The 21,892-nt window shown below is 62.2% G+C and carries 25 protein-coding genes; 15 read left to right on the top strand and 10 right to left on the bottom strand.

Going from position 1 to position 21,892, the window contains the following annotated elements:
• The first annotated feature begins 33 nt into the window (after positions 1 to 33).
• From LQ231_RS00285 to LQ231_RS00275, 3 genes are read left to right on the top strand one after another with little or no spacing between them, the layout of a single operon-like run.
• Entirely contained in the window at positions 34 to 654 is a 621-nt protein-coding gene (locus tag LQ231_RS00285; protein ID WP_230169849.1) for a shikimate kinase, read from the top strand.
• Positions 651 to 1,778 (top strand): 3-dehydroquinate synthase, encoded by a 1,128-nt coding sequence (gene aroB / locus LQ231_RS00280; protein WP_230169848.1) that lies wholly within the window; start codon positions 651 to 653, stop codon positions 1,776 to 1,778. The genes LQ231_RS00285 and aroB overlap by 4 nt, the downstream gene beginning before the upstream one ends.
• On the top strand, positions 1,775 to 3,079 hold the full coding sequence (locus tag LQ231_RS00275; protein ID WP_230169847.1) for an HlyC/CorC family transporter: 1,305 nt from the start codon (positions 1,775 to 1,777) through the stop codon (positions 3,077 to 3,079). The genes aroB and LQ231_RS00275 overlap by 4 nt, the downstream gene beginning before the upstream one ends.
• Positions 3,080 to 3,124: 45 nt before the next feature.
• Here the strand turns inward: LQ231_RS00275 and LQ231_RS00270 are convergent, their stop codons facing one another.
• The gene (locus tag LQ231_RS00270) at positions 3,125 to 3,406 is read right to left on the bottom strand and encodes a BolA family transcriptional regulator (protein ID WP_113142601.1); all 282 of its coding nucleotides are present in this window, start codon (positions 3,404 to 3,406) and stop codon (positions 3,125 to 3,127) included.
• A gap of 118 nt (positions 3,407 to 3,524) precedes the next feature.
• Between LQ231_RS00270 and LQ231_RS00265 the strand changes: the two genes are divergently transcribed.
• From LQ231_RS00265 to LQ231_RS00250, 4 genes are read left to right on the top strand one after another with little or no spacing between them, the layout of a single operon-like run.
• Complete coding sequence (locus LQ231_RS00265; RefSeq protein ID WP_230169846.1) at positions 3,525 to 4,151, top strand: J domain-containing protein; 627 nt, start codon at positions 3,525 to 3,527, stop codon at positions 4,149 to 4,151.
• Positions 4,152 to 4,209: 58 nt separating this feature from the next.
• Positions 4,210 to 5,202, top strand: a complete 993-nt coding sequence (gene cobS / locus LQ231_RS00260; protein ID WP_230169845.1) for a cobaltochelatase subunit CobS — start codon at positions 4,210 to 4,212, stop codon at positions 5,200 to 5,202.
• A 14-nt stretch (positions 5,203 to 5,216) separates the two neighbouring features.
• Positions 5,217 to 7,112, top strand: a complete 1,896-nt coding sequence (gene cobT / locus LQ231_RS00255) for a cobaltochelatase subunit CobT (RefSeq protein WP_230169844.1) — start codon at positions 5,217 to 5,219, stop codon at positions 7,110 to 7,112.
• A gap of 46 nt (positions 7,113 to 7,158) precedes the next feature.
• On the top strand, positions 7,159 to 8,127 hold the full coding sequence (locus tag LQ231_RS00250; protein WP_230169843.1) for an esterase-like activity of phytase family protein: 969 nt from the start codon (positions 7,159 to 7,161) through the stop codon (positions 8,125 to 8,127).
• Between the two features lie 37 nt (positions 8,128 to 8,164).
• Here the strand turns inward: LQ231_RS00250 and LQ231_RS00245 are convergent, their stop codons facing one another.
• The gene (locus LQ231_RS00245) at positions 8,165 to 8,800 is read right to left on the bottom strand and encodes a VUT family protein (protein WP_230169842.1); all 636 of its coding nucleotides are present in this window, start codon (positions 8,798 to 8,800) and stop codon (positions 8,165 to 8,167) included.
• Between the two features lie 149 nt (positions 8,801 to 8,949).
• Complete coding sequence (rpmB, locus tag LQ231_RS00240) at positions 8,950 to 9,240, bottom strand: 50S ribosomal protein L28 (protein WP_113142595.1); 291 nt, start codon at positions 9,238 to 9,240, stop codon at positions 8,950 to 8,952.
• Between the two features lie 238 nt (positions 9,241 to 9,478).
• Here rpmB and LQ231_RS00235 point away from each other — a divergent pair, with 238 nt between their 5' ends.
• From LQ231_RS00235 to LQ231_RS00225, 3 genes are read left to right on the top strand one after another with little or no spacing between them, the layout of a single operon-like run.
• Entirely contained in the window at positions 9,479 to 10,243 is a 765-nt protein-coding gene (locus LQ231_RS00235; RefSeq protein ID WP_230169841.1) for a DUF3108 domain-containing protein, read from the top strand.
• A gap of 55 nt (positions 10,244 to 10,298) precedes the next feature.
• Positions 10,299 to 11,177: an EamA family transporter gene (locus tag LQ231_RS00230; RefSeq protein ID WP_113142593.1), complete on the top strand. Its 879-nt coding sequence runs from the start codon at positions 10,299 to 10,301 to the stop codon at positions 11,175 to 11,177.
• An 11-nt stretch (positions 11,178 to 11,188) separates the two neighbouring features.
• Positions 11,189 to 11,833, top strand: a complete 645-nt coding sequence (locus LQ231_RS00225; RefSeq protein ID WP_230169840.1) for a lysoplasmalogenase — start codon at positions 11,189 to 11,191, stop codon at positions 11,831 to 11,833.
• Positions 11,834 to 11,837: 4 nt separating this feature from the next.
• Here LQ231_RS00225 and LQ231_RS00220 read toward each other — a convergent pair whose 3' ends face one another.
• Together LQ231_RS00220 and gloB are read right to left on the bottom strand one after the other, a co-directional pair.
• The gene (locus tag LQ231_RS00220) at positions 11,838 to 12,266 is read right to left on the bottom strand and encodes a cupin domain-containing protein (protein WP_230169839.1); all 429 of its coding nucleotides are present in this window, start codon (positions 12,264 to 12,266) and stop codon (positions 11,838 to 11,840) included.
• Complete coding sequence (gene gloB, locus LQ231_RS00215) at positions 12,266 to 13,036, bottom strand: hydroxyacylglutathione hydrolase (protein ID WP_230169838.1); 771 nt, start codon at positions 13,034 to 13,036, stop codon at positions 12,266 to 12,268. The genes LQ231_RS00220 and gloB overlap by 1 nt, the downstream gene beginning before the upstream one ends.
• Positions 13,037 to 13,122: 86 nt before the next feature.
• Between gloB and LQ231_RS00210 the strand changes: the two genes are divergently transcribed.
• From LQ231_RS00210 to LQ231_RS00200, 3 genes are all read left to right on the top strand, one after another.
• Positions 13,123 to 13,875: a class I SAM-dependent methyltransferase gene (locus LQ231_RS00210; RefSeq protein WP_113142589.1), complete on the top strand. Its 753-nt coding sequence runs from the start codon at positions 13,123 to 13,125 to the stop codon at positions 13,873 to 13,875.
• Positions 13,876 to 13,975: 100 nt separating this feature from the next.
• Positions 13,976 to 15,082, top strand: coding sequence for a histidinol-phosphate transaminase (gene hisC, locus LQ231_RS00205; protein WP_230169837.1), 1,107 nt, complete (start codon positions 13,976 to 13,978; stop codon positions 15,080 to 15,082).
• Positions 15,082 to 16,005, top strand: coding sequence for a prephenate/arogenate dehydrogenase family protein (locus LQ231_RS00200; RefSeq protein ID WP_230169836.1), 924 nt, complete (start codon positions 15,082 to 15,084; stop codon positions 16,003 to 16,005). The genes hisC and LQ231_RS00200 overlap by 1 nt, the downstream gene beginning before the upstream one ends.
• 40 nt (positions 16,006 to 16,045) lie before the next feature.
• Here LQ231_RS00200 and LQ231_RS00195 read toward each other — a convergent pair whose 3' ends face one another.
• A complete protein-coding gene (locus LQ231_RS00195; RefSeq protein ID WP_230169835.1) occupies positions 16,046 to 17,059 on the bottom strand; it encodes a DUF2125 domain-containing protein in 1,014 nt (337 codons plus the stop codon).
• A gap of 52 nt (positions 17,060 to 17,111) precedes the next feature.
• Here LQ231_RS00195 and LQ231_RS00190 point away from each other — a divergent pair, with 52 nt between their 5' ends.
• A complete protein-coding gene (locus tag LQ231_RS00190; RefSeq protein ID WP_230169834.1) occupies positions 17,112 to 17,645 on the top strand; it encodes a gamma-glutamylcyclotransferase in 534 nt (177 codons plus the stop codon).
• A gap of 21 nt (positions 17,646 to 17,666) precedes the next feature.
• Here the strand turns inward: LQ231_RS00190 and LQ231_RS00185 are convergent, their stop codons facing one another.
• The 4 genes from LQ231_RS00185 to ftsE form a co-directional block, all read right to left on the bottom strand.
• Entirely contained in the window at positions 17,667 to 18,455 is a 789-nt protein-coding gene (locus LQ231_RS00185; RefSeq protein ID WP_230169833.1) for a 1-acyl-sn-glycerol-3-phosphate acyltransferase, read from the bottom strand.
• A 78-nt stretch (positions 18,456 to 18,533) separates the two neighbouring features.
• A complete protein-coding gene (locus tag LQ231_RS00180; protein ID WP_230173189.1) occupies positions 18,534 to 19,211 on the bottom strand; it encodes a YdcF family protein in 678 nt (225 codons plus the stop codon).
• A 126-nt stretch (positions 19,212 to 19,337) separates the two neighbouring features.
• A complete protein-coding gene (locus LQ231_RS00175; RefSeq protein ID WP_230169832.1) occupies positions 19,338 to 20,351 on the bottom strand; it encodes an ABC transporter permease in 1,014 nt (337 codons plus the stop codon).
• Positions 20,344 to 21,003, bottom strand: coding sequence for a cell division ATP-binding protein FtsE (gene ftsE / locus LQ231_RS00170; protein WP_037075196.1), 660 nt, complete (start codon positions 21,001 to 21,003; stop codon positions 20,344 to 20,346). The genes LQ231_RS00175 and ftsE overlap by 8 nt, the downstream gene beginning before the upstream one ends.
• 201 nt (positions 21,004 to 21,204) lie before the next feature.
• Between ftsE and LQ231_RS00165 the strand changes: the two genes are divergently transcribed.
• Entirely contained in the window at positions 21,205 to 21,861 is a 657-nt protein-coding gene (locus tag LQ231_RS00165) for a hypothetical protein (protein ID WP_230169831.1), read from the top strand.
• Positions 21,862 to 21,892 lie beyond the last annotated feature (31 nt).

Raw genomic sequence — 21,892 nt, 5'->3', positions numbered from 1 at the left:
CAATACCGTGATGAAACAGTTGCGAACGGGCCGATGACCGATACGATCCTCAATCTTGCCTCCAGTCTGGGCGCGCGCGCCAGGGCAGCGCTCGGTAGACGCAACCTGGTTTTCGTCGGCCTGATGGGTGCCGGCAAGTCGGCGGTCGGCCGGATGGTCGCCAACCAGCTTGGCTTGCCGTTCGTCGATACCGATGTCGAAATCGAACGCGTGTCGCGCATGTCGATCAGCGAATTGTTCGCCGCCTATGGCGAGGATGAGTTTCGGGCATTGGAAACGCGGGTGATCAAGCGCTTGCTGCGCTCGGGGCCGCGCGTGGTGTCGACCGGCGGAGGAGCCTTCATCAACGAGAAGACGCGCAAGCAGATCGAGCGTGGCGGTATCTCGCTGTGGCTGAAGGCCGATCTCGATGTCCTTTGGGAGCGTGTCAACAAACGCGACCATCGGCCGTTGCTGAAGACGGAAAACCCCAAGCAGACCCTCAAGGATCTGATGGACAAGCGCTATCCGATCTACGAACTGGCGGATCTGACGATCCAGTCACGAGATGTGCGCAAGGAAGTGATTGCCAACGAAGTGCTGATGGCGATCCTCGAACAGAGTGGCATCGAAAAGACTGGTGCAGAACACAGCGGCAAAGGTGACACAGCATGAGCAAGGTGGAGAATTCGGAACGTTTGGTGCATGTGCCGCTTGGCGAGCGCGCCTATGATATCCTGATCGGGCCCGGCCTGCTTGCACGTGCCGGCGGCGAGATTTCCAGCCGGATCAAGGGCAGACGGGCGGCCATCGTCACGGACGAGAATGTCGGCGCCCAATATCTCGACGGCCTGATGGACAGCTTGCAGACGGACGGCATCGAGGCGGTTTCGGTGACCTTGCCCGCCGGCGAAAAGACCAAGAGTTTTTCCAGCCTGACCCAGGTCTGCGACGTGCTGCTCGAGGCGCGCATCGAGCGCAATGATGCGGTGATTGCGCTCGGCGGCGGGGTGATCGGCGATCTGACCGGCTTTGCCGCCGGCATCGTGCGCCGCGGCGTGCGCTTCGTGCAGATCCCGACCTCGCTTCTGTCGCAGGTCGACAGTTCCGTCGGTGGCAAGACCGGCATCAATGCAAGACAGGGCAAGAACCTGATCGGCATCTTCAACCAGCCGGATCTGGTTCTGGCCGATACCGATGTGCTCAATACGCTGTCGGAGCGCGAATTCCGCGCCGGTTACGCGGAAGTGGCGAAATACGGCCTGATCGACAAGCCGGATTTCTTCGAATGGCTGGAGACGAACTGGCGCGACGTCTTTGCCGGCGGGCCTGCCCGGATCGAGGCAATCGCCGTGAGCTGTCAGGCCAAGGCCGATGTCGTGGTAGCCGACGAACGCGAAAACGGTCGCCGGGCGCTGCTCAATCTCGGCCATACCTTCGGCCACGCGCTCGAAGCGGCGACGCACTATGACAGCAAACGCCTGGTGCATGGCGAAGGCGTGTCGATCGGCATGGTGCTGGCGCACCAATTTTCCGCCCGGATGAACCTTGCCAGCCCGGATCTTGCAAGCCGCGTCGAAGCGCATCTGCGCGCGGTCGGTCTGCCCACCCGGATGGACGAGATCCCCGGCGAACTGCCGCCGACGGACGTCCTGATGGATGCGATCGCGCAGGACAAGAAGGTGAAGGGCGGCAAGCTGACCTTCATCCTGACGCGCGGCCTTGGCGAAGCCTTCGTCGCCGATGACGTGCCGTCGTCCGAGGTCGTACGATTTATCGACGAGATGCGCCCGTCATGACCGAGGCCATCCTTTCCAACCTGTCGGATTATTGGCTGACGCTCGTGGCCATTTTCCTGCTGATCTGTGCGTCGGCTTTTTTCTCCGGATCGGAAACCGCGCTGACGGCAACGTCGCGTGCCCGCATGCACAGCCTCGAGGTCAATGGCGATGTGCGCGCCGGCCTGGTCAATTCGCTGATCGAGCGCCGTGACCGGCTGATCGGGGCGCTCTTGATCGGCAACAACCTGGTCAACATCCTCGCCTCCTCGCTCACCACCAGCCTCTTCCTCGGTCTTTTCGGCGATTCCGGCGTGGCGATTGCCACCGTTCTGATGACGGTTTTGCTTGTCATCTTTTCCGAGGTTTTGCCGAAGAGCTGGGCTATTTCGACGCCCGAGCGGTTCGCACTTTTCGTCGCGCCGGCAGTGCGACCCTTTGTCGCCGTGGTCGGCCCGTTGTCGAGCGTGGTCAACTGGATCGTGCGCAAGCTGCTCGGCATTTTCGGCGTATCAATCTCCGGTGAGGCCTCGATGTTGTCCGGCCACGAGGAGCTGCGTGGTGCGGTGGCGCTGCTGCATCGTGACGGCGCCGTGGTCAAGGCCGACCGCGACCGCCTCGGTGGCGTTCTTGACCTCGGCGAGCTGGAAGTTTCCGACATCATGATCCACCGCACGGCCATGCGCGCGGTCAATGCGGATGACACGCCGGAAAATGCGATCCGCAACATTCTCGAAAGCCCCTATACCCGCATGCCGGTCTGGCGCGGTGCGACAGACAACATCATCGGCGTCATTCATGCCAAGGACCTCATCCGGGCGCTGGCCGAGCCGAATGTCGAGCCAAAGGACCTCGACATCGTCAAGATTGCCCAGAAGCCCTGGTTCGTGCCGGACACGACCAATCTCAAGGATCAGCTCAACGCCTTCCTGCGGCGCAAGACGCATTTTGCCGTGGTGGTCGACGAGTATGGCGAAGTCCAGGGCGTCGTGACGCTGGAAGATATTCTCGAAGAGATCGTCGGCGACATTTCGGACGAACATGACCTGGAAATCCAGGGCGTTCGGCAGGAATCCGACGGATCGATGGTGGTTGATGGCGCCGTGCCTATCCGCGATCTCAATCGCGCCCTCGACTGGGATCTGCCGGACGAAGAGGCAACGACAATTGCCGGCCTTGTCATCCACGAATCAAAATCGATTCCCGAAGAACGGCAGGCCTTCACCTTTTACGGCAAGCGCTTCATCGTGATGAAACGGGAAAAGAACCGCATCACCAAATTGCGCATTCGGCCGATCGAACCCGTCAAGACAGAGGCTTGACAAGACAGCGGTGTGGCAAGACCGAGGCCTGAACGGCTGCCGGCTCTACCAGCGCGTCGGTTCGCCCGGTGCAGCCGGCTCGATCGCCAGCGCATGCAGGCCGGCATCCAGCTCCGGCTTCAGCAATTCGGTCACGGCGCGGTGGCGTGCAAGCCTGCTCAGGCCGTTGAATTTTTCAGACACGATGCGCACCCGCATATGGGTTTCGCCGGTGCCGGTAATGTCGGGCTGATGGCCGGCGTGATGAGCGCTCTCATCGATCACATCCAGCCGCTCCGGGGCAAAGCCCTGACGCAGTGTTTCCTCGATGCGGTTGCGCACGGACATGTGATGTTCCCTGTGATCTGCTGGCGTGGTCTGGCTTGCGGCAAAAGCCCCACAAAGCGCGCAACATTCCGATTTGTCAATTCTTGTCGCGCCACTGTCTAGGCACCATAATTACCGCATGAAACTCGACTCGAAATATTTCGATCGGATCCGGACCAGACGCAGACGCACTGCGGAGCCGGAGCCATCCAATCCAGTTTGCCAGTGGGACGGCTGTGAAAAGCCGGGTGCCCATCGCGCGCCCGTGGGCCGTCATGCCGAGGGCCAGTTCTTCATGTTCTGCTTCGAGCACGTGAAGGACTACAACAAGGGCTACAACTATTTTTCCGGCCTGTCGGACACAGAGATCGCGCGCTACCAGAAGGAAGCAATCACCGGACACCGGCCGACCTGGACCGTGGGTGTCAACAAGGCGGCCAAGTCCAGCCCGCTGCATTCGACGGCGCGCTCCGGTTCGGCTGCGTCACAGGCGCGCATGAAGGACCCTTTCGGCTTCGTGCAGCAGGGCAAGCCCGGCGGTTCGCGCTTTCAGCCGCAGTTGCGCAAGCTCAAGACGATGGAGGCCAAGGCGCTGGATACGCTTGGCCTTTCGGCCAGTTCGACGGCGACCGAGATCAAGACCCGCTACAAGGAGCTTGTAAAAAAACACCATCCCGATGCAAATGGCGGAGACAGGGGTTCGGAAGAGCGTTTTCGCGCTGTTATTCAAGCCTACCAATTGTTAAAGCAGGCGGGTTTCTGTTAATCCGAGAAGCAGCAGCGACGATATGCGGCCAGTCGGCAGCGCCTGGCATGGAGAAACGATGAGCAAAATTGATCTTGATATTTCCAATCTCCCCGACACGACCGTGTCGGTGCGCGAGGTTTTTGGAATAGACAGCGATATCCGCGTCCCAGCCTACAGCAAGGGCGACCCTTACGTGCCGGATTTCGATCCGGACTATCTGTTCGATCGCGACACGACGCTCGCCATCCTCGCCGGTTTTGCCCATAACCGCCGCGTCATGGTGTCGGGCTTCCACGGCACGGGCAAGTCGACCCATATCGAGCAGGTCGCCGCCCGTCTCAACTGGCCCTGCGTGCGCGTCAACCTCGACAGCCATGTCAGCCGTATCGATCTCGTCGGCAAGGACGCCATCGTCCTGAAGGACGGCAAGCAGATCACCGAATTCAAGGACGGCATCCTGCCCTGGGCCTACCAGCACAATGTCGCGCTCGTCTTCGACGAATACGATGCCGGTCGCCCGGACGTGATGTTCGTCATCCAGCGCGTGCTGGAAAGTTCCGGCCGCCTGACCCTGCTCGACCAGAGCCGCGTCATTCGCCCGCACCCGGCCTTCCGCCTGTTTGCCACGGCCAATACCGTCGGCCTCGGCGATACCACCGGCCTCTATCACGGCACGCAGCAGATCAACCAGGCGCAGATGGACCGCTGGTCGATCGTCACCACGCTGAACTACCTGCCGCACGACAACGAGGTCGGAATCGTCGCCGCCAAGGTCAAGAGCTTCGGTGCAACGACTGAGGGCCGTGACACGGTTTCGCGCATGGTCCGGCTTGCCGATCTGACCCGCGCCGCCTTCATCAACGGCGACCTGTCGACCGTGATGAGCCCGCGTACCGTCATCACCTGGGCCGAAAACGCCGAGATCTTCGGCGATGTCGCCTTTGCCTTCCGCGTCACCTTCCTTAACAAGTGCGACGAGCTGGAGCGGACGCTGGTCGCCGAACAGTATCAGCGCGCCTTCGGCGTCGAGCTGAAGGAAAGTGCAGCCAACATCGTGCTTGGCGCGTAAGGGAACGGATCAGCATGGCAGGGCGCGGCGACAACAGCAGGGCCAAGACGGGCGCAGGCGTGGACACGGAGCCTTTGCGCCGTGCGATCACCGGCTGCGTCCGCTCGATTGCGGGCGATCCGCAGGTCGAGGTGGCCTTTGCCAATGAACGACCCGGCCTTGCCGGCGAGCGCGTGCGCCTGCCGGAACTGTCGAAACGTCCGACCGCCCATGAACTCGCCGTGACCCGTGGTCTCGGCGATTCGATGGCGTTGCGCATTGCCTGCCACGACCAGAAGATCCATGCGAGCATGGCGCCGCAGGGTGCCGACGCCCGGATGATCTTCGATGCCGTCGAGCAGGCGCGCGTCGAGGCGATCGGCTCGCTGCGCATGCCGGGCGTTGCCTCCAACATCCAGTCGATGAACACCGAGAAATATGCGAAAGCCAATTTCTCCACGATCAGCCGCCAGGAAGATGCGCCGATCCAGGAAGCCGTTGCCATGCTGGTGCGCGAAAAGCTCACCGGCCAGAAGCCGCCGGAGTCGGCCGGCAAGGTGCTTGATCTCTGGCGCTCGTTCATCGAGGACAAGGCCGGCGCCGATCTCGACAATCTGCCGAATGCGATCAACGACCAGCAGAATTTTGCCCGGGTGATCCGCCATATGCTGTCGGCCATGGAAATGGCCGAGGATGTCGGTGATGATCAGGAGCAGGGCGAGGACGACGAGTCGACCGACGAGGACCAGCCGCGCAGCGGTGACGAGGACCAGGAAAGCACCGAGGAAGAGGCGGGTTCCGAATCTGCGCCGGCTGATGAGAGCGAAGCCTCTCAGGAGCAGATGGACGACGGCGAAATGGACGGCGCGGAGATTTCCGACGACGACATGGCCGACGAGGGCGAGGACGATAGCGAGACGCCCGGCGAGATGCGCCGGCCATCGACGCCGTTTGACGATTTCAACGAGAAGGTCGACTACAAGATCTTCACCGAGGAATTCGACGAGGAGATCACTGCCGAAGAGCTGTGCGACGAAGCCGAGCTCGATCGTCTGCGCGCTTTTCTCGACAAGCAGCTGGCGCATCTGCAGGGTGCTGTCGGTCGCCTTGCCAACCGGCTGCAGCGCCGCCTGATGGCGCAGCAGAACCGCTCCTGGGAATTCGACCTGGAAGAGGGTTATCTCGATCCGGCCCGCCTTGTGCGTCTGGTCATCGATCCGATGCAGCCGCTTTCCTTCAAGAAGGAAAAGGACACCCAGTTCCGCGATACGGTCGTGACGCTGGTGATCGATAATTCCGGCTCGATGCGCGGCCGTCCGATCACGGTTGCCGCCACCTGCGCCGACATCCTTGCCCGCACGCTGGAGCGCTGCGGCGTCAAGGTCGAGATCCTCGGCTTCACCACCAAGGCGTGGAAGGGCGGGCAGTCCAGGGAGAAATGGCTGGCCAGCGGCAAGCCGCCGACACCCGGCCGTCTCAACGACCTGCGCCATATCATCTACAAGTCGGCCGACGCCCCCTGGCGCCGCGCACGGCGCAATCTCGGCCTGATGATGCGCGAGGGCCTGCTCAAGGAAAACATCGACGGCGAGGCGCTGATGTGGGCGCATAACAGGCTGATGGCGCGGCGCGAACAGCGCAAGATCATGATGATGATCTCCGACGGCGCGCCGGTCGACGATTCGACGCTTTCGGTCAATCCGGGCAACTATCTCGAGCGCCATCTGCGTGCGGTCATCGAGCAGATCGAGACGCGCTCGCCGGTCGAACTGCTGGCGATCGGCATCGGCCACGATGTGACACGCTACTATCGCCGCGCCGTGACCATCGTCGATGCCGATGAATTGGCGGGTGCGATGACCGAGCAGTTGGCCTCGCTGTTCGAAGACAATGCCTCTGGCTCGGGTGGCGGACGCCGCCGTCGTGCCTAGGCCTCCTCCGGCGCGCTCCACTTCCGTCGGTCTTGGCGCACTTTCCTTGGCGCTGCTTTTGGCCTCCTGCACGCCATCGGCGCTGAAGCCGGGCGAGGCGCTGCCGATCAGCATCGAGTCCCGCGTCATCGCCACATTGGGCGGATCGCCGCGCCTTGCCGAGGGGGTCCAGTTTATCGGCGGGCTGGAGCTTTCGTCCGATGAGCCGCTGTTCGGCGCCTTTTCCTCCATTCGTTTTCTGGACGATGCCCGCTTTGTCGGCGTGTTCGACACTGGATACTGGGTCGAGGGCCGGATAGAGCGTGGCCCCGACGGCATGCTGTCGGGCGTCAGCGATGCCAGGCTTGCCGCCATGCTCGATCGGGATGGCCGCGAGAGCGCCAGCAAATACCAGGTCGATGCCGAGAGCCTTGCGATTGTCGATGGTGCGGCTCTGGTCGGCTTCGAGCAGCGCCATCGGGTCGTTGCCTATACCCCGCTTGCCTCATTGGCGACGGCGCGCCCGTCACCGGCTTTGCCGCTGCCCTTTGCGGTCTCGCGCCTGCGCGGCAATGGCGGCATAGAGGCGCTGGTGGTCTCGCCGGCCGATGGCCCGCTCGCGGGTGCGGTTGTGGCGATCTCGGAAAAGAGCGTCGATGAAGACGGCAACAACTTTGCCGGCATCCTTGATGGACCGCTTGCCGGAGAATTTCGTGTGCGCCCGCATGACGGCTTCGAGATCACCGATGGTGTCTTCCTGCCGTCCGGCGAGCTTGTGCTGCTGGAGCGGCGCTTCTCGATTGCCAGCGGGGTTGCCATGCGGCTGCGCCGCATCGATGGCGCCTCTATCCGGCCCGGCGCGATCGTCGATGGCCAGGTCATCTTCGAGGCCGACAACGCATCCGAGATCGACAATATGGAGGGGATCGACGCCGTCGTGGCGGATGATGGTTCCACGCACCTGATCGCCGTCTCGGACGACAATCATTCGATCCTGCAGCGCACGGTGATGCTGGAGTTCCGCCTGGAGCCCTGAGCGGGGTCCAGGCGGTCTTGATCCGGTTATTGCCGGATCAGGCGGTCGTGCGTGACGGCATCGGCCTGACAACGCTCATCAGCGCACCGTAGGGCAGCAGCATGACGATGCCGACCAGCATCTTCACGGCGAAGTCGCCGAGTGCCCAGGAGATCCAGCGCGGGGCTTCCGTGGCGAGCACGCCGAAGATCGGTGCCGAGGCGATGGCAAAATCGTCATTCGGGCCGATGAAGCTGAAGATCGGCGCGAAGGACAGGGAGAAGAAGATCACCGTGTCGAGAACCGAGCCGACCAGCGAACCCATCAGCGGGGCCTTCCACCAGGACAGCTGACGCAGGCGGTTGAACACCGAGATGTCGAGAAGCTGGCCGACGAGGAAGGCGGAGCCGGAGGCAATCGCGATCCGCGGGCTAGCGAGTGCGATCGACAGGGCGACGCCGACGATAAAGCCGACAAACACGACCTTCCGCGCGGTGCCCGGGCCAAACTGACGGTTGGTCAGGTCGGTGATCAGGAAGGAGATCGGATAGGTGAATGCGCCAAACGTCAGAAGGTCGGCGAGATTGATGCCTGCCAGCGTGCCGCCCAGAGGGAACTGCACGAGGAAGTTGGAGGCGACGACGATTGCCGTCATGAGCAGGCTGTAGAGAACGAAATAGCGCGTCTTCAGCATTTTTTTATCCTGGGTGATGCCACCAGTTGGAGGGACAATAATTTTTCTGGTCGTCGATGAAGCCGATGGCATCCGCCGGATTCATCTCAAACGAAAAGGCTTGTCCGGATGTCCGGCCAAGCCTTTTAAGCCTGCGTCAGCGCTTGAAATTAAGCGGCTTCGGCGGTCTTCTTGACGATCTGGCGACGCAGCAGACGAGCGCGCATGCTCAGGTCGGTTTCAGAAGCCTTGATCAGGAATGCATCGAGACCACCGCGATGCTCGACCGTGCGCAGTGCTGCAGCCGAAACGCGCAGACGGTAACGCTGGTTGAGAGCATCCGAAATCAACGTGACATCGCACAGGTTCGGCAGGAACTTGCGCTTGGTCTTGTTGTTCGCGTGGCTAACATTGTTGCCCGACTGGACGCCCTTGCCGGTCAATTCGCAACTGCGGGACATGGTACACCTATTTTTTTCTAGGCTATCGCATCGCTTCCGGCCAAATGCCGGGCAGGCAATCCAACAGCGCTTGATTGGAAAGTTGCGGTTCTATAGTCAGGCTGAACCCGCGCGTCAAGCCAAACCTTGGATTTTCCGGGCGCGCAACCGTCATTGCGTTATTTTATCGCCATAGTCCACGGTAAGATGCCGAAATCGGGATGCCGGATTTTCGGCCCCATTCGCTGAGGGTCGTTCATTGCGTACAGCCAGTCTGGTTATCGGTCTAGTCCTGTCCTCCCTCGGCGCTGCCGATGCCGCGGAGGTGCGCTACAATACAGAATACAGCGTTTCCCTCGGTGTCCTGCCGATCGCGCGGCTGTCTTTCGAGACGGCTGTCAATGATGGACGCTACACGATCGGCGGACGTTTCCGCTCCTCTGGCATTGTCGACCTCGTTAAGGAAATCTCGGCCACAAGCAGCGTTTCGGGCCAGGTCGATGGCCAGCGTTTCCAGCCCGAGCGCTACCAGCTTGAATACAAGGATGGTCGCAAGACCAGCACCTATGACGTGAAGTATCGCGGCGGCAGCGTGGTGGAAACCTTGGTTGAACCGAAGCCGAAGCCTCGGCCGGACACCTGGGTTCCGATTGCCGACGGCGATCTGAAAGCCGTACTCGATCCGATCGGTGCCTTTCTCATTCCCGGAGACGCCGATGTCTGTTCGCAGACGCTGCCGGTCTATGACGGCGAGAGCCGGATGGATCTGGTCCTGTCGCCGAAGCGGACCGAAGGTTACTCCGCCGGCAAGCTGAAGGGTGAGGCGGTGGTCTGCGGGGTCAAGTATGTGCCGAAATCCGGCTATCGCAAAGGCCGCAAGGATATCGAATACCTGCGCTCGGTCGAGGGCATGGAGATCTGGTTTGCCAAGACCGCAACCCTCAAGCTATATGCTCCGGTCTATGCGCGCGTGCCGACACGCTATGGGACGATTTACGTTTCAGCGCAGAAATTCGACGGCTAGCAGACGCGGGTTTTCATCCCAGCCTGCGGGCTGCATGGGCCGGCATGGGGGATGAATGAAGACCAAGGCGACGCTGATCGGCTTTACCGCAATCTTGATGTGGTCCTTCCTGGCGCTGATGACGGCCGCCTCCGGCACGATGCCGCCGTTCCAGCTGTCGGCGATCACCTTTGCCATCGGCAGCCTGCCGGGACTTCTGATCTTTGCGGCAAGGCCTGAACGGCTGAAGGCGCTGCGCCAGCCGGCAAAGGTCTGGCTGATCGGCGTCGGCGGGCTGTTCGGCTATCATTTTCTCTATTTCACAGCCCTTCGGAATGCACCGGCGGTCGAGGCCGGTCTGATCGCGTATCTGTGGCCGCTGCTGATCGTCGTCGGCTCGGCGCTTTTGCCGGGCGAACGGCTCGGCTGGCATCACATCGTCGGCGCGCTGGCCGGCCTTGCCGGCACAATCCTGATCGTCGCCAAGAATGGCGTCGCCTTCGATCCGGCCTATACGCTGGGTTACTTCGCCGCCTTCCTCTGCGCTTTTACCTGGGCCGGCTATTCGCTGCTCAGCCGGCGTTTCGAGGCGGTGTCCACCGATGTCGTCACCGGTTTCTGCCTCGCCACCTCGCTACTGTCGCTCGCCTGCCATCTCGGGCTGGAGACCACCGTCTGGCCGGTCGACTGGATGCAATGGGCAGCGGTCGTTGGCCTCGGTCTGTTGCCGGTCGGTGCCGCCTTCTATGTCTGGGACTACGGCGTCAAGAACGGTGATATCCAGATCCTCGGCGCCTCGAGCTATGCCGCGCCGCTTCTCTCGACGCTGATCCTGATCTTTTTTGGCTTTGGCGAGGTTAGCGTCAGAATTGGCCTGGCCTGCGTGCTGATCACCGGTGGCGCGATGCTGGCGGCGCGCGATATGGTGTTCAAACGAAGCAAGGTTCAGTCCTAGACGGAGACAGCATGGCCACGCCAGCGACCGGTGTTCTGATGCTCTCGGTCGCGCTGGGCCTCGGCTATTTCTGGGTTCTGCCGCGACCGAAGACCACGTGGCGGGCGGTGTGGAAAACACTGCCGATCCTGCTGCTCGCTGCCTATGGCCTGCTTGTCGGTGCGCCCGTTCTGCTGATTATCGCCCTGCTGCTCGGTGCTGTCGGTGATGCCTTCCTCGCCTTTGACGGTGCCCGCGCCTTTGTCGGCGGGCTCGTCGCCTTTCTCCTGTCGCATCTCGTCTATGCCGCCGTCATGGCGCCGCTCGGTATACCCGGTCTCGTGTTTGCCGAAGGTTGGCGCCCGGTTGCGGGCCTGCTGCTGCTTTTCCATACCCTGATCGTCGTCGGTCTGATCCGGCGTGAGGCCGGTCGGCTTTTGCCGGCAATCCTCGCCTATGTGGCGGTTTTTCTTTTGGTGGGCTGGACGGCGCTCAGGATCGCCAATCCCTGGGTAGTCGTGGGCACGGCCACTTTCATCGTGTCGGACACCGTGCTTGCGCTGCGCCGGTTTCGCTGGGGGCCGGATCACCGGTTCGATAGCCCGGCCGCCTATGCCGTCTGGGCGACCTATTATGCGGCGCAACTGATCCTGACCGTCACGCTGTCGGCTGCCTGATCGTTTAGTCGCCCTTACCCGGCGCCCAGCCGGGTGGCGCCATCTCGAAGGCGGAAAAGTCGAAACCGGGTGCCACGGTGCAGCCGATCAGCGTATAAGCGCCGAGGCTTTCGGCCGCCTGCCATTCATTGGCGGCAATGATCGCCTGCGGCCGTTCGCCCTCGAGGAGATCGGTGCCGAGAATGACCGTTTCGACCGTCTGTCCGTCGCTCGACCTGCTGAGCGCCAGCGGCGCGCCGGCATAATAATGCCAGACCTCGGCGGCATCCCTGACCCTGTGCCAATGCGAGCGCTCGCCGGCTTCAAGCAGGTAGTAGATCGCGGTGGAATGGCCGCGGGTGCCGCCGTTGGCATCCTTGAAGGTTTGCACATACCAGCCGCCCTCGGGATGGCGCTCCATGCCGAGGGTTTCGATGATATCGGCTGCCGTCATCAGAAATTGTCCTTGCGCTTGCGGATCTCGGCAAAGACATCCTCATTGCTTTCGGTCGGCATGCCCAGCGTCCGGCGGATGTCCGGTTCGTTGGCGCGCAGGAAGGGGTTGGTTTCCTTCTCCAACGCAATCGTCGTCGGTACGGTGAAATCGCCGCGCGCCCGCATGATCTCGATATCCTGGGCGCGCGATTTCAGGCGGCTGTTGTCGGGATCGATGGTCAGAGCAAACCGTGCGTTCGACAGGGTATATTCATGGCCGAAATAGACGATCGTTTCGTCGGGCAATTCGGCCAGCTTCTGCAGCGAATGCCACATGTCTATCGCCGAGCGCTCGAACAGGCGGCCGCATCCGAGCGCAAACAGCGTGTCGGCAGAAAACAGCAGCTTGTCTTCCGGCAGGTGATAGCAGACATGGCCCGCCGTATGGCCAGGGGTCTCGATCACGCGGACCAGATGTTTGCCGAAGGTGAACTCGTCGCCGTCACCGACGGTCCGGTCAATGCCGGGGATGGCCACGGCCTCGTTTAGCGGGCCGATGATCTCGCAATTGAACCGCTCCTTCAGGGCCAGATTGGCTTCCACATGGTCGCCGTGATGGTGCGTCGTGAAAATATGGGTGATCGTCCAATCGCGGCGCTTGGCGGCTGCCAGGATCGGTTCGAGTTCGGGCGCGTCGATGCAAGCCGTGAGGCCTGAATCCGGGCAATGCAGCAGCACGCCGAAATTGTCGCTGCGGCAGAGAAACACATCGATTTCAAGGGATTTCATTGTCCAGCCATCCGTTCCCACGTTGTTGGCGCGAATGTAGCTGGTAAACTCTTGAAGTCCAATCGCTGGCTGCTAACAATGGTGTCATGCATGTCGATATCGTTGACCTTCGCCAATTCTACTACACCATGCTCGGGCGCGTGGCTGAACAGTCGATTGCTCTGGCGCTTTCTTCGCTCTGGGCCCGGCTGCCGCAGGAGCGGCTGGTGGGGCTCGGCTATTGCACGCCGTTTCTCGATCGCTTCCGCGCCGACACCGAGCGTACCTTCGCCTTCATGCCGGCAGGGCAGGGGGCGGTGAACTGGCCGGTTGGCGAACCCTCGGCCACGGCACTGGTCTTCGAGGAAGAACTGCCGCTGCCGGATTCCTCCGTTGACCGCGTATTGATGGTGCATTCGCTGGAATTTGCCGAAAACCCGCGCGAGACACTGAAGGAAATCTGGCGGGTTCTGGCGCCCGGCGGTCGGCTGGTCATCGTGGTGCCCAATCGCCGCGGTGTCTGGGCGCGCATGGAGCATACGCCGTTCGGATCCGGCCGGCCCTATTCGCGCGGGCAGCTGACGGCCTTGTTGCGCGAGACCAATTTCACCCCCGGTGCCAGCGCCGAAGCGCTGTTTTTCCCGCCGTCAAAGATCCGTGCGGTGCTGCGCCTGCGCCGCGGCTTCGAAAAGCTCGGCGGCATGTTGTGGCCGGCATTTTCCGGGGTGATCGTCGTCGAGGCACAGAAACGGCTGTATCAGGGGCTGCCGGTGGCGTCGCGCGCGTCGCGACGGGTCTTTGCGCCGGTGCTTGCGCCGCATGGCGTGCCGACCACCAGAGCCGCCGCTGACCACCCTTGATGGCGCGGGCGAGCCTCGACAAAAGCCTTTATCCATTTTATGCCATGAGCTTATCCAGGGGTGCCGTTGCCGCACCGTTTCACGACAGAGAGACAGTCGCATGCGTGTCGCCATGACAAAGCCGATGCCACGGCCGGGCATCCTCGATATCGCCGCCTATGTGCCCGGCAAGGAACATGCGCCGGGTGTCGCCCGCGTCTTCAAGCTGTCGTCGAACGAAACACCGTTCGGGCCGAGCCCGAAGGCGATCGAGGCCTTTGCGTCGGCGGCCGTTCAGCTGGAAAAATACCCGGATGGCCAGGCCAATGCCTTGCGCGCGGCGATTGCCGATGTGCATGGGCTGAACACGGCCAATATCCTCTGCGGCAATGGTTCGGACGAGCTGCTCGGCCTGCTCTGCCACGTCTATCTCGGCCCCAGCGACGAGGGCATCGTCACCGAACACGGTTTCCTCGTCTACAAGATCCAGATCATGGCAGCAGGCGCCACGCCGGTCACGGTCAAGGAGAGCGAATGCCGGGTTGATGTCGATGCGATCCTTGCAGCGGTCACCGACAAGACGAAGATTGTCTTTCTCGCCAATCCCGGCAACCCGACCGGGACTTATGTGCCGCTCAGCGAGGTGCGCCGTCTGCATGCCGCCCTGCCGCCGCATGTCATCCTGGTTCTCGACGCCGCCTATGCCGAATACGTCCGTCGCAACGATTACGAGGCCGGCATCGAACTTGTGTCCAGCAACCGAAATGTCGTGATGACGCGCACCTTCTCCAAGGTCTACGGGCTTGCGGCGCTTCGTATCGGCTGGACCTATGCGCCGGCCGAGATCATCGATGCGCTCGACCGGGTGCGCGGCCCGTTCAACATCAACACGCCAGCGATCGCCGCCGGTGCCGCGGCGATCCGTGACCAGGCCTTCACCGCAAGGTCGGTCGCGCATAATCTCAACTGGCTGGCCCGGGTGTCGGAGGCGCTGACCAACCTTGGCCTGACGGTTACACCGTCGGTTGCCAATTTTGTCCTGATCCATTTTCCGGATATTGATGGCAAACGCGCCACCGATGCGGATGACTTCCTGACCAGCCGTGGCTTCATCCTGCGTGCGGTGCGCGCCTATGGCTTTGCCAATGCACTTCGCATGACGATCGGTAGCGAAGAGGCCAATACCGGCGTAGTTGCCGCCCTCACAGAATTCATGGAACGCACGTGATGTCTGAAATCCTGTTTAATCGCATTGCCCTGATCGGTATCGGCCTCATCGGTTCGTCGATCGCACGCGACATCCAGAAACTGGGGCTGGCGCGGGAGGTGGTGATCTCGACGCGCAGTGCCGAAACCCTGAAGCGGGCGGAAGAGCTCGATCTCGGAACATCGTATACGACATCGGCGTCAGAGGCGGTCCGGGATGCAGACTTGGTCATCGTTTCGGTCCCGGTCGGCGCATCGGAAGCGGTGGCCATACAGATCGCGTCCAGCCTGAAGCCTGGCGCCATCGTCACCGATGTCGGCTCGACCAAGGCTTCGGTGATCGCGCAGATGGCGCCGCATATGCCCGAAGGCGTGCATTTCATTCCCGGCCATCCGCTGGCGGGTACGGAAAAGTCAGGCCCGGATGCCGGTTTTGCCGGCCTGTTCAAGGGCCGCTGGTGCATTTTCACGCCGCTGCCGGATACCGATGCTGATGCACTGGCACGCCTTGGCGGCTTCTGGCAGGCGCTCGGGTCGCGGGTTGACGAGATGGATCCGCACCATCATGACAAGGTGCTGGCGATCGTCTCGCACCTGCCGCATATCATCGCCTACAACATCGTCGGCACGGCGGATGATCTGGAAGCGGTGACCGAATCCGAAGTGATCAAGTATTCGGCCTCGGGTTTCCGCGATTTCACCCGTCTTGCCGCCTCCGATCCGACCATGTGGCGCGATGTGTGCCTGCACAACAAGGATGCGATCCTCGAAATGCTGGCGCGCTTTTCCGAGGATCTTGCCTATCTGCAGCGGGCAATCCGCTGGGGCGAGGGCGACAAGCTGATCGAGCTGTTCACCCGTACCCGCGCCGTGCGCCGCTCGATCATCGAGGCCGGCCAGGATGTCGACGTGCCGGATTTCGGCCGCCATACGCTCGACAAGTAGCGTTTTAGCCCTTGCCGTCCAAGCCCTGCCGCTGTGCTCCTCAGAGCGGCGGGATGGTGCCGAGCGGGATGAAACCGAGCGAGGCAACGCCGTCGCGGATGGTGATCTCGGCCGAGCCCTTGTCCTGGCCGAAGGAGACCACGGCCAGAACCTTGGCCACGTCGTCGAACGTCTCCCTCATCTGTGGATAGGCGATGCCGAGCGCGTCGTTCCAGGCCCTTATCCCCTCGATTTCCGCACGGACCTCACCGGAAATCAGGCCGTCCTCGCCGACCGAGAACGGGCCGCTGAGGGTCAGCACACGGCCTTCGCCGAGATCGGTGACAAGCCGGCGGATTTCGCCCTTGGTGCCGTAGAGCCTCTGGTTGTGCGCATTGGCCGGCTGCAGCAGGCCACCACGGTCGGCGAAGGTCACGTCGATGCTGGCCGAGGCGGGCGGCAGGCCGACCGGATTGCCGCCGATCGCGATGACCGCGTCGCGCAGCAGGGCGGCATAATCCAGGTTGCCCTCGCGTTCGCGCAGGTGGCTTTCGGCATGCGGTGCGCTCAATTCGAGCTTGAGCGGGCTGACCGTCGAGACAAGCTGCGCCTTCAGGTCGCGGATCTCCAGCGAACTGCGCTGCAGGCCGGAGAGTGTTGCGTTGAAGCTCGACCGCAGGTCGTCCCATTCGATCGTCGAGTTGAAGCCGAGCGCCGAGCGGATTTCGGCCGGCCCATCCAGCTCCCAGACGACATGGCCGGGCGCATAGATCTGGGCCGCGGCCCGCACGGCGCCGAAGGAGGCCGAGATGCCCTGGTAGTTGTCGTCGAGCGACAGGCGATCACAATTCAGCCGGAAGCGGAACGGATAACCGCCGATCCGCGGCTGCTCGCAATTGGCGGTGATGGCTGCCGGATTGCCGCCCTCGAAGAAGGCAACGATCTGCCGGCGCAGATATTCGGCGGCAAAATACCAGGCGACGCTATAGACAGCGATGAACAGGACGATAAAAACGCCCAGACGAAACACCTTGCGGCTTGTGGCGCTTGCGGGCGCTGTGGACGGCGTTGCCATGGGGTGCTCCTGATTGACGATCAAATCCTGAGTGAATGGATTGGCCTGCGATATGGACGAATTTTGGGTCTTTGGCTACGGATCCTTGATGTGGAACCCGGGCTTTGAATTCGAGGAGCGGGTTCAGGCCCGCCTGACCGGCTATCGGCGGTCGCTCTGCGTGCGCTCCTGGGTGCATCGGGGAACCGAAGCGCGACCCGGCCTGGTGCTGGGCCTCGATCGTGGCGGCTCGTGCCGCGGCATCGCTTTTCGCGTCGATCCCGCGCAATGGCCGGAGACGCTCGCCTATCTGCGCGAGCGTGAGCTGGTCACCAATGTCTATCTCGAGCGCAGTGTCCGTCTCAGGTTCGATGACGGACGCCAGGTGACGGGGTTGACCTATGTTGTCGACCGGGCGCATCCGCAATATGGCGGCGCGGTCACGGTCGAGGAGGCGGCGCAAATCGTTGCCAGCGCGGTTGGCCAGTCGGGCCCGAACCCGACCTATGTGGCCAATACGGCTGCCCATCTGCGCGAAATGGGCATCCGCGATCACTGGCTGGAGGGTGTCGTGGCCGCGATCGAGGCGATCGGCCTGCCGGGCTGACAGGCAGCCCGGCTGTTGTTCTTACGCTGATCTTGCCTGCAGTTCCGCCAGACGCTTTACCGCCGTCGGTGGCAGCGGCACATCCGGGTTGTCACGCGCGGTCTCGATCAGCAACTCGTCGCTCGCTGCCTCGAGGCGTGCCATCAGCGTGTCGAAAAACACGTCCGGATCGAGACCCGGCTCGATGGCCGGCAGGATGCGCACCTTGAAATGGCCCGGATAGCGCTGGAACTTGCGGCGTGGCCAGAACAGGCCGGGATGCATGGCGATCGGCACGACCGGAACCCCGAGATCGCGGTAGAGGCGGGCGATGCCGTATTTGTATTCGGGCGTGGCGCCCGGCGGCCGGCGGGTGCCTTCCGGATAGATGATCAATTGGCGGCCGTTGCGCATCTCCGTCTTGGTGCGCTCGATCACGTCCGCCATGACCTTGCCCTTGGCGCCGCGGTTGACCGGGATCATACGCTGCTTGGCGACATACCAGCCGAAGACCGGGATCCACATCAGTTCGCGCTTGAGAATATAGACCGGGTCGTCGAGCCAGGGCAGCAGGGCAAACGTATCCCAGAAGGACTGGTGCTTGGGGGCGAGGATATAACCGCCCTTGGGAATGTTCTCGAGCCCCTCGATGGTGAAGGTCGTGCCGACGATCATCTTCATCAGCCAGTGCGAGGAACTTGCCCAGCCCTTCGGCACCCAGAACGCCGTCTTGCGAGGGGCGAGAAAATAGAAAGGTGACAACAGGATCATGCGAAGGATCATGTTGATGTAGAAGGCCGTGTTGAACAGGATGGAACGCAGGGTGATCATCGGGACATTTCCGTGGACAGGCGAAAACGTGCCTATCGCAAAACACCGCCAAGCAAAAGCCGGTTTACCGGGAATCGCTCAGGGCTTGATCGCCGGATCCGCGATTTCTCCCGAGGAACGCAAGCCGGGACCGACGCTCCAGCCGACAATGCCTCGGGCATAGGCGATGACGCTCTTGGCATATTCGGCCAGCATGGTCCGCATCGCATCCGGCTCACGGTACCAGGCGCGGGTCTTCAGGTCGGCATTGACGACCGGATAGCCGATGAACTGCGTCACCGTGTCGGAGCGGCGCAATTCCATCAGGCTGCGGGCCATGTGGTAATTGCTGGTGACAACAAGGACGGATTTGTAGCCGCGGTCGCGGATCCAGGTGGCTGTTTCGTTGGCGTTGCCGATCGTGTCGATGGCGGCATAGCCGATATCGATGCAGCAATCGAAGAGTTCGGGAGAACTGCGCGTGGCGCGGCGGATCTGGCCGGCGGTCGTCGACGGGTTGACGCCCGAAATCAGCAGGCGTCCGCCATAGCCGCGTTTCAGAAGGTCGATGGCCTGGTCGATGCGTTGATAGCCACCGGTCAGAACGACGATCGCGTCCGCCTTGACGTTTTCCGGTGGACGCAGATTGGCGACGTCGTCGGCGAAATGCAGGAAGCCAGCGACCAGGAGTGCCACACACAGAAGAATGAGCAGGCCGGTATAACGCAGGAAACGACGCAGCAGACCACGGCGCGCAAACAGGCTGCGGCCCGACATGTCGGGCTGGCCCCCTTGAGACGGTTGGTTTCGGGTCATCCGGTCCATGCTCATTGTCCGTGAATAGCGCGGATTTTCCACACGGAACAGGCGGCTTTAAGGCAAGTCAACAAGCTTAGTTGACGATTAATCGTCCATAAGTCCATCGGTGCGCGCCGGATCCGACCGAATGAGGTCGATCTCGTAGATGGTGCGCATCACGGTCAGGCGTGCCGTGATCGTGGTCAGCAGCGCAATCACGATCATTGTGGCGAATATCCCGAGATAACCGGTCCAGCCGATGGTGAAGGTGCCGAACAGAGCCGTTGCCTGATCGCTTTCCGGCGTGGCCATCGACCGGGTCTGCCAGAAGTTGGCAGCCGCAAACAGGCCGGCTGCCAGCAAACCGCCGGCGGCAGCACCCTTCAGGCTGATCTTGAGGAAGTGCTTCTGGAATTCCTGGGCGACGAAGCTGCTTTCCGCGCCGACAAAATGCAGCACCTCGATGATATGGCGATTGCCCGACAGCGCGCCGCGCGTGGCAAAGACCACCGTCAGCACCATGGCGGTAAATACCAGGATCAGCACGCCGGAACCGATCAGCACGGTGGTGCGCGCCATCTGCACCAGCCGGTCGACCCAGGTGCGATGGTCATCGAGAAACGCCTGCGGCACTTCGACCTTCAGCAGGTCGCGCATCGAGGCAAAGTCGGGTGGATTGCTTTCGTCGATGGTGATGACAATCAGGCGCGGAACCGGCAGGTCCTCGAGATTGAGGCCGGTGCCGAGCCAGGGCTCAAGAAGGCGTGCCGTCGCATCGTCATCCATGATCCGGCCATCGCGCGTGCCGACAAAGGTCAGCGCAAGATCGCGCGCCTTGACCAGGGCCGCCCCCATATCGAGCCCGTCCTCCGGCTTGATCTGGATGGTGACCTCGCGGGAAATCTGGCTCTGCCAGCCGGCAGCCGTTGCCCGAACCATCGACACGGCTCCGAGCGTCAGGCAGGCGAGGAATGCCATGATGGCAATGACCACCATCAGCGCATTGCCTTGAATGTTGGAGGGCGGCAGGATCGGTCCGGTCGGCCTGACCGTCATTTCGACCCGGCGTTTCTGCTTGCCATCCGGCTGCTGCGGGTTGTTGGTGCCTGTCTCACTCATAGATATCGAGCCGCCCGTCGGTGAGGATCATGCGGCGCGCATCGACCTGGTCCATCAGCGCCAGGTCGTGGGTGGCGATGACGACGGCCGTGCCCAGCCGGTTTAGTTCGAGAAACAGGCTGAGCAGGCGGCGGGCCATCGGCGGGTCGACATTGCCGGTCGGTTCGTCGGCGAGCAGGATTTCCGGCCTGTCGATCAGGGCGCGGGCGATGGCGACGCGCTGTTTTTCGCCGCCCGACAGCACGGCCGGCAGTACGTTGATGCGCTCGCCCAGGCCGACCCATTTCAACAGTTCGATGACGTCGCGCCGGTAGCTGCCCTCCTCCTTGCCACGCACGCGCAGCGGCAGGGCGACATTTTCATAGGTGGTCAGATGGTCGAGCAGGCGAAAGTCTTGGAAGACGATGCCGACGCGGCGGCGCAGCATCGGCAGTTCGCTCCTGGGGATGCGGGTGATGTCGCGGCCGAAGCTCTGGATGATGCCGCGTGTCGGCTGCAGCGACATGAACAGCAGGCGCAGCAATGTCGTCTTGCCCGCACCGGACGGGCCGGTGAGGAACTGAAAGGAGCTCTTGGGAATGTCGAAGGTCAGGTCGCGGAGGATCTCCGGTCCCATTCCATACCGAAGGCCGACATTTTCAAAGTGGATCAACGGCTGGGCCAGTCTGACGTGTCCGAGGTCTGGGGCTCGTAAACGAGGATCGTCAACGGCCGGTAAACATGCCCGCAAAACGGCAGCCTGATGGCCGACATTTTCGAAGCATTAACCATTTGAATTTACGTCTGGAGTGGATTCGTTTCAACTGCCGAGTTTCGGGTATCCGGAATTGGCTGTGCGAAAGGTACGGCTGAGATGAACGCCTTCCGTTTCCAAAAGCAGGCAGCGGCCCCGGACCATGATCTGCTGCCGCCAGACCGGGCGCGCCGCCGCATCGAGCGCCAGCATTTCCAGACGGCCAATGATGTCGTCGATGCGCATTTCGTCGTGGTGCGCGATCCGCCGCAGAGAGCCAAATTCCAGGCGGCATCAGCGGCGAGCGTTCCTGCTGCCCCGGATTTCCTCGCCGGCCTGAAGACGGCGCTGCGCAGCGTCGAGCACCATCTGCAGCGGTTGTCCGATGTCAGCTTCGCCCTTCTGGTCGCCGGCTGCTTCGCTGCCATCTTCGGCATGGCGGGACAGCTCTATTTGGGCTCCGGCTCGACTGATACCGTGCGCAACCCGCTCGACATCACCCATGTCAGCCTGACGCCGCAATACAGGAACGGCATGCAGGTCCTGCTGCTGAACGCGATTGTCGAGAATCGTTCCGGAGAAAGCGTCAGCCTGCCGAAACTCAGGGCCGATCTCTTGATCGGCGGGCAGATCATTGCCAGCACCTATATCGATGCGCCGGTCACCGATCTCGATGGCGGCCATAGCCGCGGCGTGGCCGCCCGACTCCAGCATCCTGGTGGAAAAACGCCGGAACTCAGGCTTTCCTTCGAGGATCCGGGTGTCTCGCCTTCCTGACTGTGCTAAGGGCTTGCCTTTCCGGCAGTCT

The sequence above is a fragment of the Rhizobium sp. CECT 9324 genome, assembly GCF_918741265.1.
Taxonomy (GTDB): domain Bacteria; phylum Pseudomonadota; class Alphaproteobacteria; order Rhizobiales; family Rhizobiaceae; genus Allorhizobium.
The sequence above is the reverse complement of the archived record's forward strand: the minus strand, read 5'-3'. Positions and strand labels throughout refer to the sequence as shown.